This window comes from Providencia sp. PROV004 (assembly GCF_011045615.1).
Classification (GTDB): Bacteria; Pseudomonadota; Gammaproteobacteria; order Enterobacterales; family Enterobacteriaceae; genus Providencia; species Providencia rettgeri.
The window spans coordinates 4,306,417-4,321,801 of record NZ_CP042859.1; the positions used below are offsets into that span (position 1 = coordinate 4,306,417).

General features: G+C 40.9%; 11 protein-coding genes, 3 tRNA genes and 1 pseudogene. 6 read left to right on the forward strand and 9 right to left on the reverse strand.

Going from position 1 to position 15,385, the window contains the following annotated elements:
* Positions 1–419: 419 nt before the first annotated feature.
* The 4 genes from FVA69_RS19880 to orn all read right to left on the reverse strand — a co-directional run bounded on the left by FVA69_RS19880 (position 420) and on the right by orn (position 1,536).
* A tRNA-Gly gene (locus FVA69_RS19880) sits at positions 420–495 on the reverse strand.
* A 39-nt stretch (positions 496–534) separates the two neighbouring features.
* Positions 535–610, reverse strand: a tRNA-Gly gene (locus FVA69_RS19885).
* Positions 611–650: 40 nt separating this feature from the next.
* Positions 651–726: transfer RNA gene (locus FVA69_RS19890), tRNA-Gly, on the reverse strand.
* A gap of 264 nt (positions 727–990) precedes the next feature.
* Positions 991–1,536 carry an oligoribonuclease gene (gene orn / locus FVA69_RS19895; RefSeq protein ID WP_110731581.1) on the reverse strand — a complete coding sequence of 182 codons (546 nt, stop codon included), beginning with the start codon at positions 1,534–1,536 and terminating at the stop codon, positions 991–993.
* 110 nt (positions 1,537–1,646) lie between these two features.
* On the opposite strand from orn, the gene rsgA reads away from it, so the two are divergent.
* The 4 genes from rsgA to FVA69_RS19915 all read left to right on the forward strand — a co-directional run bounded on the left by rsgA (position 1,647) and on the right by FVA69_RS19915 (position 7,474).
* A complete protein-coding gene (gene rsgA, locus FVA69_RS19900; protein WP_109912144.1) occupies positions 1,647–2,699 on the forward strand; it encodes a small ribosomal subunit biogenesis GTPase RsgA in 1,053 nt (350 codons plus the stop codon).
* A gap of 156 nt (positions 2,700–2,855) precedes the next feature.
* Positions 2,856–3,752 carry an archaetidylserine decarboxylase gene (asd, locus tag FVA69_RS19905; protein WP_164529246.1) on the forward strand — a complete coding sequence of 299 codons (897 nt, stop codon included), beginning with the start codon at positions 2,856–2,858 and terminating at the stop codon, positions 3,750–3,752.
* A gap of 33 nt (positions 3,753–3,785) precedes the next feature.
* Complete coding sequence (gene mscM, locus FVA69_RS19910; protein ID WP_109912145.1) at positions 3,786–7,127, forward strand: miniconductance mechanosensitive channel MscM; 3,342 nt, start codon at positions 3,786–3,788, stop codon at positions 7,125–7,127.
* 8 nt (positions 7,128–7,135) lie between these two features.
* Positions 7,136–7,474, forward strand: coding sequence for a hypothetical protein (locus FVA69_RS19915; RefSeq protein ID WP_117162649.1), 339 nt, complete (start codon positions 7,136–7,138; stop codon positions 7,472–7,474).
* Between the two features lie 3 nt (positions 7,475–7,477).
* Here FVA69_RS19915 and FVA69_RS19920 read toward each other — a convergent pair whose 3' ends face one another.
* The 5 genes and pseudogenes from FVA69_RS19920 to pldA all read right to left on the reverse strand — a co-directional run.
* On the reverse strand, positions 7,478–8,281 hold the full coding sequence (locus FVA69_RS19920; protein ID WP_109912146.1) for a tetratricopeptide repeat protein: 804 nt from the start codon (positions 8,279–8,281) through the stop codon (positions 7,478–7,480).
* A 256-nt stretch (positions 8,282–8,537) separates the two neighbouring features.
* Positions 8,538–9,350, reverse strand: a complete 813-nt coding sequence (gene yigL, locus FVA69_RS19925) for a sugar/pyridoxal phosphate phosphatase YigL (RefSeq protein WP_004907381.1) — start codon at positions 9,348–9,350, stop codon at positions 8,538–8,540.
* A 13-nt stretch (positions 9,351–9,363) separates the two neighbouring features.
* The gene (pldB, locus tag FVA69_RS19930; protein WP_004907380.1) at positions 9,364–10,359 is read right to left on the reverse strand and encodes a lysophospholipase L2; all 996 of its coding nucleotides are present in this window, start codon (positions 10,357–10,359) and stop codon (positions 9,364–9,366) included.
* A gap of 20 nt (positions 10,360–10,379) precedes the next feature.
* On the reverse strand, positions 10,380–12,206 hold the full coding sequence (gene recQ / locus FVA69_RS19935) for an ATP-dependent DNA helicase RecQ (protein ID WP_110731580.1): 1,827 nt from the start codon (positions 12,204–12,206) through the stop codon (positions 10,380–10,382).
* A 110-nt stretch (positions 12,207–12,316) separates the two neighbouring features.
* Positions 12,317–13,096, reverse strand: a pseudogene (gene pldA / locus FVA69_RS19940) (phospholipase A); the annotation flags it as partial.
* Positions 13,097–13,364: 268 nt separating this feature from the next.
* Between pldA and FVA69_RS19945 the strand changes: the two are divergent.
* Together FVA69_RS19945 and rarD are read left to right on the forward strand one after the other, a co-directional pair.
* A complete protein-coding gene (locus FVA69_RS19945; RefSeq protein ID WP_004907373.1) occupies positions 13,365–13,835 on the forward strand; it encodes a thioesterase family protein in 471 nt (156 codons plus the stop codon).
* Positions 13,836–13,991: 156 nt separating this feature from the next.
* Positions 13,992–14,885, forward strand: a complete 894-nt coding sequence (gene rarD, locus FVA69_RS19950; RefSeq protein ID WP_004907370.1) for an EamA family transporter RarD — start codon at positions 13,992–13,994, stop codon at positions 14,883–14,885.
* Positions 14,886–15,385: the final 500 nt, after the last annotated feature.

Sequence of the window (15,385 nt, forward strand, 5' to 3'; positions counted from 1 at the left end):
AGTTAGCTGTGGATAACTTTCTAATGTCGCGTTGAAAAGAAAAACACTGATTTTACGTTAACTAGCAATACAAAAGTGACCAAAAAGTAAGATTAAAATGAAAAAACACTCGAAGTAAATAAAAAAGCATATTTTTGTTTATTATTTAAACTTCATGTTTTCATCTTAGAGATGGAAGTAAAACACCCTATTGCTAAGGGGTGGCTATTCTATGGCGCCCTGAAAATGAATGCAAGCACAAATCTGGATATGATCCAAAAAAGATCGCGAAACCCTTTTAGATCCCAGTGTTCAAGGGATAAAAACAGTGAACAAACGCAGTTCATATGCACTAAGTGATTTTACTTAAATAAAATTAAGTTAAATGAATATTATGTGAGATTTAATTAAGAAGAAAAGTTAAGAGATAAAGAAAATATTGGAGCGGGAAACGAGACTCGAACTCGCGACCCCGACCTTGGCAAGGTCGTGCTCTACCAACTGAGCTATTCCCGCATTTGGTGGGTACTATCTAACTAAAACACTAAGAAAGTTTGGAGCGGGAAACGAGACTCGAACTCGCGACCCCGACCTTGGCAAGGTCGTGCTCTACCAACTGAGCTATTCCCGCATCACGAAAATAGTGTTCTAGCTAAAACATCAAGAAAATTTGGAGCGGGAAACGAGACTCGAACTCGCGACCCCGACCTTGGCAAGGTCGTGCTCTACCAACTGAGCTATTCCCGCATCACATTTCTGGATGTTTCACGTGCCGACTCAATAACAAAAACTTCATCGGTACGGGGAGCGCATTATACGAAAAATTCAGATACTAGCAAGCCCTTGCGCTCAAAATTTTTATTTTTTTATTCGTTTGCTGACAATTCAATCACAATGGTGATTTTATCAACACCCGTTGTAATAAACTGATTTCAATACGTTAACATTGTTAACTTATTGAGAAAAAACCGCGAATGAAAGTCGCCAATGGCGACTTTCATAACGAATCATTTATTCTTTAATAAATGTTTCCCGATAATAAGCCAGTTCAGCGACCGATTCACGAATATCATCAAGAGCTTGGTGGGTATTTTTCTTCGAAAACCCTGCTAAAATTTCAGGTTTCCAGCGACGTGCAAGTTCTTTAAGTGTACTAACATCAAGATAACGATAATGAAAATAGCGTTCTAATTCAGGCATGTAGTTAAATAGAAAACGCCTGTCTTGCCCAACACTATTCCCACAAATCGGTGATGCCCCTTGGGGAACCCATTTTTCTAAAAACTCAATGGTGGCTAGCTCAGCTTCACGCTCACTCACGGTACTTTTGCGCACACGTTCAACTAAACCACTATTGGTGTGAGTGCTTACATTCCACTCATCCATTAAAGCAAGTTGTTCATTCGTTTGATGAACTGCAATTACAGGGCCTTCTGCTAAAATATTAAGATGGCTATCTGTTACAATAGTCGCTATTTCAATAATACGATCACGAACAGGATCGAGCCCCGTCATTTCTAAATCGATCCAAATTAAATTATTCTCATTCTTTTGCATGATATACCCTAACTGCATTCTATGAAGTTAAGGTATGATAGCACTCTTCATGCCTTCAGTGACAGGCGTGAGTAACCCCTAAAATACAGCCCATAGTAAAGAGAGGACAGGTGGCTAAACAGAAACTTTCGAAAGGCCAACAGCGCCGAGTTCAAGAAAATCATCAAAAAAGACTTAAAAAGCAAAAAACAGTTGAAATTGATGATAGCCAATTAGGTGAAGCACAAGAAGGCTTAGTCATTAGCCGTTTTGGGCAACATGCTGACATTCAAGCAAGTGACGGGACTATCCAGCGCTGTAACTTGCGTAGAACTATTTCATCCCTCGTAACAGGGGATAACGTGGTGTGGCGGCCAGCCTTGAACACACAGAGCGATATCAAAGTAAATGGCATCGTCGAAGCTGTTCATGAACGCCGTTCTGTTCTAACTCGTCCCGATTATTATGATGGCTTAAAACCGATTGCTGCTAATATTGACCAAATTGTCGTAGTTTCCGCTATTTTACCTGAGCTTTCGCTGAATATTATTGACCGCTATTTAGTTGCCTGCGAAACCACTGGAATTAAGCCAGTTATTGTTCTCAATAAAGTTGACCTACTTGACGATGAAAACCGTGAGTGGGTAAGCGATTTAATGACGATTTATAGCAATATTGGCTATCAAGTTCTCGAAGTTTCAAGCCATACCAACGAAGGAATGGAAGCACTTACTAACGCGCTAGCAGGTAAAGTTTCAGTATTTGTTGGGCAGTCTGGTGTGGGCAAATCAAGTTTATTAAATGCATTACTCCCTCACAATGAAGAAATGATTTTAGTCAATGAGGTTTCAGACAACTCAGGGCTAGGGCAACATACAACAACAACAGCTCGTTTATACCACTTCCCGTTGGGCGGCGATGTGATTGACTCCCCTGGTGTGCGCGAATTTGGTTTATGGCATTTAACAACGGAACAAGTGACCAAAGGATTTGTCGAATTTAAAGATTACCTTGGTGGCTGTAAATTCCGTGACTGTAAACATTTAGATGATCCAGGTTGTCTGTTACGTGAAGCCGTAGAAGCAAATAAAATTGCTGAATCACGTTTTGAAAACTACCATCGCATTTTAGAAAGCATGGAACAAATCAAACCTCGTGGCAATTTTACGGCAAAAGATAAATAATGTTAGTGAGTGCTTACAATTAGCTCCCTAACGCTAAGACAGCTCTAAATAATTTAATTACGGTTAGCCTGTTACGCGACCGTTTGAAATATGATGAGTAAACTGTGTACAATAGCCGCCCTTTTGCTAACATACCTTTAAAAATCAGAGGTTAACGTGCTAGATAAAATTAAAATTCGCTTGCAATATATGCTTCCAAAACAATGTCTTACTGAATTTGCAGGCTGGTTTGCAAGCCGCAATGCGGGTTTCATGACACAATGGGCAATTAAACTGTTCGCAAAAGCCTATAAAGTCAACATGAATGAAGCGCAAAAAAGCGAACTTACTGCTTATGCCACTTTTAATGATTTCTTTATCCGTCTGCTAAAAGAAGGCGCACGCCCGATTGTCGAAAAAGAGCACCAACTTGCTCAACCTGCTGACGGTGCAGTTAGCCAATTAGGCCCGATTAATGATGACCTTATCTTCCAAGCTAAAGGCCATAATTACACAGTGGAAGCGTTACTTGCAGGCCAATACCAATTAGCGGAACATTTTCGTGGTGGTGACTTTATTACCACTTACCTCTCCCCGAGTGACTATCACCGTGTACACATGCCGTGTGACGGTTTGCTCAAAGAGATGATTTATGTTCCTGGCGATTTATTCTCTGTAAATCCGTTGACGGCACAAAATGTTCCCAATCTATTTGCACGTAATGAACGCTTGATTTGTGTCTTTGACACCCCTGTCGGCCTAATGGTACAGGTCCTCGTCGGTGCAACCATCGTTGGTAGTATTGAAACCGTATGGAGCGGTTGCGTTAACTCCTCTCGTGAAGGCGTCATTAAGCGTTGGGTTTACCCTGAGTTAGACTCTGAAGGGGCTGTTTTCTTGAAAAAAGGTGAGGAAATGGGACTGTTTAAATTGGGTTCAACAGTGATTAATTTATTTGAACCTAACAAAGTGACATTTAATTCATCACTAATCCCCGGTTATGCAACTCGCATGGGCGAATTACTCGCTGAAACTGTTGCAAATACAGTGACAGAAGAATCCATCGACGTTTAGTTAAATTATTATCTCTTGAAGGAGCTCCTCACTGTGCGTGTGATTATCAGTTTTTTTCTTAGTCTGTTAATCGTTTTCTCTTCCGTTGCAGCACCAACTGCAGCGCAGGATGAAGCACAGATTAAGCAGGAGCTCAAACAACTTGAGTCAAGCACCAACCCCAAAGATGCAGAGATAGCACAAGCATTACAGGGTGCTTTGAATTGGATGAGTGAAACACGAGAGTCCGATGCAAAAGCCAAATCTTATCAAGAAGCCATTGATAACTTTCCTAGAATTATCAAAGAAATAAGACAAAAAATTCTTAATGAAAGTGATGAGCCGGCCCCAATACCAGTGGGTATCAGCTTAGGTGAACTTGAACAACGTATTATTCAGCTTAGCAGCCAATTACTCGATCAAAGCCGCTTAACTCAGCAAGAGCAAGATAAAGGCCGCGAAATCAGTGAATCATTAAATATTCTGCCACAACAGCTTTCTGAAGCCAGACGTTTACTCACTGAAGCCACTTCGCGCTTTCAGTCTCTGAGTACACCGTCAACGCCATTAGCCGATGCCCAGTATACATTGGCTCAAGCCGAAGTAAGTGCTCGCAAGTCAACGGTTAATGAACTGGAAATGGCACAGCTTTCTGCCAATAACCGCCAAGAAATCTCACGCCTTACGTTGGAATTATACAAAAAACGCTATCAACGTATGGAACTTGAGTTACAAAACCTACGTGATTTCCAAAATACCCAACGCCAACAAAAAGCAATTTTAGCGTTAGAACACACGGAAATGTTGGCCGCACAAGGGGAACTAACGCCATTTTTAACTGAGCAGCTTGATATTAACCGCAAAATGTCTCAGGAATTAACCGCTCAGGCACAGCGCATGAGCGCTATCACCAATAGCCAAGCAGAAATTTCAACCAGTATCCGTGATGCTCGCCAAGCACTCACAACTATTCGCGAGCAAGCTCAGTGGATCAGCAGTTCAAGTACATTAGGGGAAGCTCTCAGAACACAGCTTTCTCGTTTGCCTGATATCCCCAAAAGCCAACAACTTGATCGTGAAATGGCTGATTTACGCGTACAACGCTTAAATTATGAAGATAGCCTCGATAGATTAGGTAAAGTAGATACAACCGAGCAAGAAACCGAGCATGAGCTTAATGCAGCTCAAGTGCAAGTTTATCAGTCATTAATTAAAACCCGCCGAGAGCTACTGACCTCTTTAATTTCAGGCCTCGATGCTGAAATGTTAGAGCTAACGAAGCTTAATGTCGCTACTGGGCAATTAACCGATGCATTAAAAGAAGTCAAAGATGCTTCCAACCGTTATCTTTTCTGGGTCGCAGATGTTCCACCAATAAGCATCAGCTATCCTGTCATGTTAGTAACTGATATTACTCAATTACTTTCACTGGATACCTTGTCCCAACTTGCTGGTGCACTGAACGTTATGCTGACAACTCAAGATACCTTTTTGTATCTTCTTGGTTCGATAGCATTAGTCATTTTCAGTATTAGCACGCGTAAGCACTACCAAGCATTTCTTGACCGTTCCAGTTTACGTATTGGTAAGGTGACACAAGACCGGTTCTACTTAACCATTCGAACTATTTTCTGGTCAATTATTGTTGCTCTTCCTCTACCTATGATGTGGTCAGCCATCGGCTATGGCTTACAAAGTGCATGGCAATACCCCATGGCCGCGGCGATAGGTTATGGTGTCAGTGCGACGACACCTTTATTGTGGCTGTTTATGATCAGCGAAACCTTTTCTCGTCCAACCGGGCTATTTATTTCTCACTTCGGTTGGGACAAAGATTCCGTTAAACGTGCGATGCGTTATTACCGAATGGCGATTTTTGTCATCGTTCCATTAGTGATGGCAATTATTACCTTTGAACATTATAGCGATAGGGAATTTGCAGCCAGTATTGGTCGTTTCTGTTTTATCTTTTTATGTGTCGCACTTAGCTTAATTACCAACAACTTGCGTCGTTCACAAATCCCTCTCTATTTAGATAGACATGGGTCCGGTGAGAATATCGTTAATAAGGCCTTGTGGTGGATGATATTACTCGCACCTATTGTTGCTGGGTTCTTCTCCATTTTAGGTTATTTCTCAACCTCACAGGCCCTGCTTGCACGTTTAGAAACTTCTGTCGCCATTTGGTTTGTCATCCTTATCGTTTATCATACTATTCGCCGTTGGATGTCGATGCAGCGCCGTAAATTAGCCTTCGAGCGTGCGAAACAACGCCGTGCTGAGATATTGGCGCAACGTGCTAAAGGTGAAGACGATAGCCAGCAAGCAAACGCCAGTAGCGAAGGAAATATTGATATCGAAGAACAGGTTATCGACTTGGATACCATTAGCACCCAATCTGTGGGGTTAGTTCGTTCGATTTTAACCATGATTGCCTTGGTTTCATTAATTTGGCTATGGTCTGAGCTACATACTGCATTCTCTTTCCTTGAAAATATTCGCTTATGGGATGTGACCTCAACGGTTAATGGCGTTGATACGGTGCAACCTATCACCATGGGCTCTATTTTCATTGCTATTTTGACTATTATCGTTACTGCCCAATTAGTTCGTAACTTACCCGCTTTACTTGAGTTGGCAGTACTCCAACATTTGGATTTAACACCAGGTACCGGTTACGCTATCAGCACACTAACCAAGTATACGATTACTATTATCGGGACCATTGTTGGCTTCTCTATGTTAGGGATTGAGTGGTCAAAACTACAATGGCTTGTAGCGGCGATGGGGGTCGGGCTTGGTTTTGGTTTACAAGAAATCTTCGCTAATATTATCTCAGGGTTGATGATCTTATTTGAAAAACCGATCCGGATTGGAGATACAGTAACTATCCGTAACTTGACCGGCAGTATTACCAAGATCAATACCCGTGCAACCACGCTAACAGATTGGGACAGAAAAGAAATTATTGTGCCAAATAAGGCATTTATTACTGAACAATTTATTAACTGGTCACTTTCTGACACGATCACACGTATTGTCATGACGATTCCTGCACCTTCTGATGCCAATAGTGAATTAGTGACAGATACTATTTTACGTGCAGCTCAACGCTCTACGATGATTTTAGACAACCCGGCACCTGAAGTATATCTTGTTGATTTACAACAAGGTATTCAGATTTTTGAATTACGTGTCTATGCCGCAGAAATGGGCCACCGGTTACCTGCGCGCCATGAAATACATCAAAACATCCTAGTATCCTTTGCTGAACAAGGGATTACCTTGCCATTCCCACCATTCCAAGCAAGGGTGGATGTCCGTGATAACTCTCTGCAAAGTGCGACAAACAATCTTTCAGGACGTAATCCAAGCCGTAAATCTGGGGAACTGTAAGCCGTATTATGCCATTACAATTAGATGAAAAAGACGAATTAGTGATATTGAGGATCGCCCAACTTGAACGTGTTGGGTCGATTTTATTCTTTTTGATTCCATTAATTATCTTATTAATTGTTGGGAAAGCTTTTGCATTTAATACGCTATATCTTTGGCAAGTGTATTGTGCGGTTTATATCGTCGGGTTTCGTGTACTTTGTGGCAAGCTATCATCGAAACAGCAGCAGCTTGCCATTCGTCGAGGCTGGGGAAATAACCGTTTTTATCGGCTTTCTTGGTGCTATCTTGTATTATCGGTTGTCATACTGGTGGGATACAAAATCGTACCCCACACATCTGCTTAATCGTTAGCTGGCTTTAAAACCATACGATTTAATATAACCTTCCGCTAATTTTTGTGCCTGCTGTAATTCTTCAGGACTTAACTGCTCCGCAATCTTATTCTGTAGACGATGACTTTCTGCGTTACCACTGTAAACCGCAGTTGCAAGCCATGCGTAGGCTTGCTGCAAGTTTTTCTTCACGCCACGTCCTTCAGAGTACATGACACCTAAGCGGTCTTGAGACTTAGCATCTTTTTGTTTCGCGGCTTTTCTAAACCAGAAGACCGCCTTCTCATCATCTAAATCAACACCACTACCAATCGAGTACATTTGGCCTATCTGGAATTGAGCCAGTATATTCCCGCCCTGCGCAGCTTTTCTAAACCAAAATGCCGCTTTTTCTAGGTTTTGAGTAACACCTAAGCCTTGCGCGTACATCATCGCCATGTTTGTTTCAGCTCGGGTATCACCTTGAGCAGCGGCTTGTTCGTACCACAGCATCGCTTTGTCATAATCACGACGCACACCAAAACCATTTACGAACATCGTGCCAAGGCGGAATTGCGCATCTGAATTCCCTTGGTTTCCTGCCTTGATGAACCACTCAGCCGCAGCTTTAGAATCTTGAGAAACACCTAACCCTTTAAAATAACGCTCACCTAGCTGGAATTGGGCTTTAGGGTCACCTTTTTGCGCTAACTGCGTAATTTGTTCAATCGAGGGCTCTTGTGCTACTGTTGCCGATGCTGGCGCAGTGGTAGGTTTAGCAGTTAAAACGGAACTAAAACAAATCGAGCCTAACAACAGTACTAACGCAATTCTTTTCATCCTAAGGAACCCTCAACAGTGCAATATGCAACCTGTGAAAACAGTGCTATCCATTAATATCGACCTAAACACTCATCCCCCTAGTTTAAATTTACTTTTTGTCAGAAAAAATAGGAAAAGTGACCTAAATTTCACAAAAAGCACGTTTCGCTGTATTTTCACTGTGGGAACTTACGTTTCTAGTCTAATTGCGATAATAAAAAACCAGATAAACATATTGCCTATCTGGTTTCTCTATTTCAAATAACAAAATGAATTATGCGTTATTAAGGTATTTATTTCTCAGATAACGAGCAACAGCATCATCACTATTCGAGCCAATGACTTCCATGTGTGGTAACGCATCTTTTAGCAACTGATGTGCATTTTGCATGATGCAGCCTTTTCCGGCCATCGTCAGCATTTCTTTGTCATTCATACCATCACCAAACGCAATGCTATCACTCGGTGTATAGCCATGTAGAGCAGCTACTTGCTTCAAAGCTTCCCCTTTAGAAACAGTACCAGCCATAACTTCTAAACAGCTACGCAGTGAAAACGTTACATTCACTCTATCTTGCCAGCGAGCTTGAATACGGCGTTGTAAATCCACCAGCAAATCATGATCTTCACTGGTGTAGTAAACTTTACAGACCTCAGAGGTGACAAAATTGTGGCGGTCAAACAACTGGTAGTTAAATACCGATTCTTTAAAAAATTCTTTTTGTTCAGGGCTTTCACGGTTGATAAACCAATCATCACCATGGTAGTAATTAGTGACAAGCTCAGGGTTATCAAATTCCATTAAACACAGCTCATGAGCAATTTGAGGGGCAACATTGTGCTCAAAAATTAAGTCACCACGGGTATTATGGATCCGCGCACCATTAGACGTGATCATATACGCATCGATACCTAAACCATCACGGATTTGAGCAACATCCACATGGTGACGGCCTGTTGCAAACACAAAATGCACATCTTGCGAAGTTACTAGCTGTTTCAAAGTGTCTTTTGTATAAGACGTTAAGTCATGATTGGGAGATAACAGTGTCCCATCCAAATCGGAAGCAACTACAGGATATTTCATATTCAAACCCTAACTAATACTGCTCAAAAAAATCACAGATAGCATTGAGCGCCATCGCTCTTAATGCATCCACTTCAAATAGGATTTCATGGTGTGCCCCTTCAATAATGAGAGGTAATTTTTCTTCTCGTCCTATTTGCGCTTTTTGTCGGCTTTGACAAAAAGCTTGTAGCTCTTTATTGCTGACCACTTTTTCTTCACTGGCTTCCAACACCATCAGTGGCACATCAATTTCTCCCGCTTTCGCAATTAGCTCATCGCCAATCACAAAACTTTCACGTAGCCAATGATAAGTTGGCCCACCCAAGCGTAATTCAGGATAATCGGCATAATAACGTAAGTAGCGCCGATAACGCTCCGAGCTGTGTGTTAATACATTGATTAAATAAGGTAATGGCTGCCATTTCCCAGTAGAGGCCGCGTAATCATTACGAACGCTTTCGCGCGATTCCGCTCTATCAACAATAAAGCTCGCCATCCAACGAGGCATGGGTAAATTAATACCAATCATCGGTGCACATAAGGTTGCGGCATCAAATGTGACGTTATCTCGCAACAAATACCCTGCTAAAATAGCACTTCCCATTGAATGTGCTAATGCATAACATTTTGGGTAATGCCGATATTTAACCTCAAGCTCAATGAACTTTTCAAAATCGTCAATGTAATCAGTGAATTTTTCAACATGGCCTTTTTGAGGATCAGCTAACATGCGCCCTGATCGCCCTTGACCACGATGATCAATAATAAAAACATCATAGCCTAAATGATAAAAATCATAAGCCACTTCAGGGTACTTCACATAGCTTTCACTACGCCCCGGTGAAATGACTATCGCTTTATGGTGCTTTGGATGAATAAAACGGACATAGTGAATGGGAATATCATCAACTCCCATAAATTGAGATTCTTCTCGATGTTGCCAGAAATCTAAAAGCGGGCCATTTGTAAAAGCAGAAAATTGAGTTTCTCGATTCAGCCAACTCTCTTTTAGGTTTTCAGGCGTCATCCTGCAGTTTCCTTATTTATTCATTCATAACCTTCAAGATGGTCTTGGATAAGTGCCATAAATGCCACTCCAAAACGTTCGAGTTTACGCTCGCCAACACCATTAATTAACAATAATTCGGCTGGTGAAGTTGGAGTGTGCTCAGCCATTTCAATTAATGTTGCATCATTAAACACGACAAATGGTGGAATATTTTCTTCATCTGCAATGGACTTACGTAATTTACGCAGTTTCGCAAATAATTTTTTATCATAATTGCCATGATAAATTTTGTTTTGTTGATTACGGCTTTTTACCACTAAAACACGCGGAACTGCTAGTTTTAGTGCCGCTTCACCCCGTAATATAGGCCGTGCAGCCTCAGTTAATTGAAGCGCTGAAAAATGCGTAATATTCTGAGTGATCATACCTAAATGGATCAATTGGCGAATCACACTAACCCAATGTTCATTACTTTGTTCTTTACCGATACCGTAAACAGGCAGTTTGTCATGGCCTAAATCACGGATACGTTGATTATTAGCACCACGCAATACCTCTACAATATAGCCGATACCAAACCGCTGACCAACACGATAAATACAGGATAGCGCTTTTTGCGCATCCACTAACCCATCGTACTGTTTTGGCGGGTCTAAGCAAATATCACAGTTACCACAAGGCTGCTGACGATTTTCGCCAAAATAATTGAGTAACACCAAACGACGGCAGGTTTGTGCTTCAGCAAAAGCCGCGATGGCATTCAGCTTATGCCGTTCGATATCTTGCTGCATACCTGCAGGTTTTTCCTCAAGGCAACGACGTAACCATGCCATATCGGCCGGGTCATAAAATAAAATGGCTTCGGCCTCAACACCGTCACGCCCTGCTCGCCCTGTTTCTTGATAATACGCTTCGATATTACGTGGAATATCGAAATGAGCAACAAACCGAACGTTTGATTTATTAATTCCCATCCCAAAAGCCACTGTCGCCACGACAACTTGCAGATTATCTTTTAGAAATGCGTCTTGTACCCACTCCCGTTGAGCAGCCTCTAACCCTGCATGGTATGCTGCAACGCTTAGGCCTCGTTTTTGCAAGCGCTCTGTCGTTTCTTCAACCTTACTGCGACTGTTACAATAAACAATACCCGCTTTTCCTTTTTGGCCTTTAATAAAAAACCAAAGTTGATCTAACGGTTTATATTTTTCGACTAAGGTATAACGAATATTTGGCCTATCAAAGCTACTCACATGAACTAATGGCTCATGTAGCTCCAATAAGCGAATAATGTCTGCACGTGTGGTTTCATCTGCAGTTGCGGTTAACGCCATCACGGGTACATTAGGTAATGATTGCCGTAATTGGCCTAGTGCACGATATTCAGGGCGAAAATCGTGTCCCCATTGAGAAATACAGTGGGCTTCATCCACGGCTAGCAAAGTGATATTCCACCCTGCTAATTGGCTTAGGAAATAATCAGTTAATAGCCGTTCAGGGGCAACATAAAGTAATTTTATTTCCCCCTGACTGCACAGCTCCATGATTTGACGCTGTTCTTGTGACGTTTGTGATGAATTTAAACATGCCGCATTAACCCCATGTAACCTTAATTGGTCAACTTGGTCTTTCATTAATGATATTAATGGCGAAACGACCAGTGTGACCCCCTCTTTAACTAAAGCAGGGACCTGGTAGCAAAGGGATTTACCGCCCCCTGTTGGCATTAACACTAAGCAATCACGGTTATCTAAAATGGCCCCAATGACAGCATCTTGCCCGGGGCGAAATGACTGATAACCAAATGTACTATTAAGCACATGTTCAGCCAATGAAAGTTGGTTAATGACGCAAGCTGTGGACACAAACTTCCTCAATCGATAAAACAAGCCGCTGCCCAATTGAGCAGCGAAGTTGTTGATTTATGACTTGGTATTTCACTCAGAACTGAATAGAGCACTGAGTTTTTCTTCCATTACAACATATCGTTTAGCATAACACCGATACCAAAACGGGTTTGGCGATAATTGTAGTCTATCATCGACTCACCATATCCGCTAAACAACTGGGTATAAAAACGCACATGTTTACTAATTGGATAACTCCACCCCAACTCTGCACCACCGTAACCGGTATTCCAGTTATAGCGTCCAGTCGTAGTAAATACGCTATCTCCCAATGCATATCCTACCTTTAAGCGATAGTAGCCCATGTATTTGGTAATATCAGAATTATCATCACGCCCTTCACTTTCATGAATGCGGTACCAAGGTTTAAGGTCAACTTGCCAATTACCATTTTGCGCCATTGCCCTCGCATATACACGGTTCCAGCTGCGAGAGGTCGGTTCTGAGCGCCCATTTGACTCGTGGTTAAAGCCCGTTTCAATCTCACGTAACGTCCAACCCGCAAATTGGTAATCAGTTAGCCAGCCAACAAACACCTGAGGCTCATAGTTGGTTTCTCTAAATGGTGAAGATTCTTTTTTATTGCTTAACTGCCACCAAGAACGTTGAGTATAAGAAACGGCTAAAATGGAATCATCACCAGCAATACCGGCCCATAATGGAAAAGCTAAACTTAGTTGAAATTTAACTTCATCCTTTAACGCATCATCGCCCCAATTATAGCTAGAAATCGCTTTTTTATTCATCGAGGAGGTATAGGTATAAATGATGTAATTCGATTCATACGGATACAATACAAATGGATTATCATGGTGTTGTAGTAATCCTGAAATGATGCTTCCACGTATTGGTAGGGTATTTTTGACATCTTGTTCAGGCTGAATACTTGTATTTTCAGTCGCAAACAGTGAAGCAGACCAAAAGCTGAGCACTGCACTTAACAAAATCGGTAAAGCGCGCATTAGTCATTCCTATTTCAACATCGTCCAAAAAAAGTTTGTCCTATTTTACACACAAAACTGAATAACTGTTGAAAGATTATTCATTCGTTTGTTAGAGACATAATTTACACGTAATGTTAACTTATTATTTACATATTTTTAAAGGATGAAAACGATGAATGACCGTACTTATACTTTAGAAGAAGCCAGTGAGTTAATGAGCCATGCATTTATTTATAAAATGCCATTTAACCAATTACTTGGGATTAAGTTAATGAGTCTAAATGATGATTTTGTTCAGCTTACCGTTGAAAATCGTCAGCAATTAATTGGTAATTTCACTCAGAACATTTTACATGGCGGTGTGATCGCTTCGGTTTTAGATGTTGCAGGAGGCATGGTGTGTATTAACCGTATTTTGCAGCGCATTAATCCATTAACTCATACTGAGATTGTCGACAAAATGTCTCGCATGGGAACAATCGACCTACGAGTTGATTATTTACGCCCTGGTCGAGGCCAACTTTTTACCGCCAGTGCCAGCTTATTAAGAGATGGTAATAAAATAGCCGTTACACGCTGCGAACTTCATAATGAAAACAATCAGCATATTGCGACAGCAACGGCAACTTACCTGGTGGGATAAAATAGATACAAATAATTAGTCACCTACTAAACTAATAACTTGTAAAAAAACCTGAGCAATGTCACATTAGTGGTATCAAAAATCGAGCTGCTTAAATCGGCTCGGTCTCTCTGTATAAGTATCTTTTTAGTCTTTAATTCAATTTCAGAGCCAACAATGAGCCAGCAAAATACTACCAAAGGCGTGTTATGTGCCTTAGGCGCCTATTTTATTTGGGGTGTCGCACCTATTTATTTTAAAAGTATCCAAGAAGTGCCCGCAGAAGAAATCCTGACTCATCGTATTATTTGGTCATTTTTCTTTATGATTTTATTATTAACCGTTTCACGCCATTGGAGTTATGTCCGCCAAGTACTGAAGCAACCAAAGAAAATATTAGTTCTTGGGGTGACGGCAACGACAATTGCATGTAACTGGTTAATTTATATTTGGGCAGTTAATAATGGTTATATGCTACAAGCTAGCTTAGGTTACTTTATTAACCCACTAGTTAACGTACTGTTTGGAATGCTATTTTTACAAGAACGTTTTCGCCGTATGCAGTGGATTGCTGTTGGTCTTGCACTAACGGGTGTATTGATCCAGCTTTGGCAATTCGGCTCAGTGCCTGTGATTGGTCTAAGTTTGGCCGTTACATTTGCTACCTACGGTTTATTACGTAAAAAATTAGGTGTCGATGCACAAACAGGGATGACATTCGAAACACTTTGGCTACTTCCTGTCGGTATTATCTTCTTATTATTTTTTGCAGATAGTCCAACTAGCGATATGGCAATGAATGATTGGCATTTAAATGCACTGCTGGTTGCCGCAGGTGTAATTACAACTGTGCCACTGTTACTATTTACAGAGGCAGCTAACCACTTAAGGCTGTCAACTCTAGGCTTTTTCCAATATATGGGGCCAAGTATTATGTTCTTACTCGCCGTGTTTATGTACGGTGAAGTGATGACACCTGAATTGTTAGTCACCTTTGGCTTTATCTGGGTTGCATTAATTTTATTTACATTAGATGCTTTATATACCCAGCAAAAACTGAGAAGAAAATAACGGATAACGGTTTTCAGAAACTCAGATGACCGATAAATAGCGTTAATATTAAATGCCGACTCTCGTTTTATATTTTAAACGAAGTCGGTGTTTCATTATATGGAACTTGAATAGTAAGTTTAATTAATGCAAATAGGCTATTTAATTTTATAGCCAATTCTTTGCCTGCCTCATAATAAATTAAGCTTAAATCAAATCTCGTTGTTCTTATCTATAATACCCATTGAGAAAAATAAATTTAACCATATAAAATCAATAAGTTAAACGAAAAAAATTCACCTTGATTTTCTATCCATAATGGCTATTATTTAATTTATCTTAAATCCACTTCAATTAATAAACATATCCATCAAACAACTCTTTGAAATAAAAGTAGTTGTTTATTTTTTTCAATTAATGATTGCTTAATAGGGACTTGGTAATTATATTGTACGCCGCTTGTATTCACCCCAGCGGATGGTGATGGTCCGATTCATCACTGACGTTTCATTAAAGTGCGC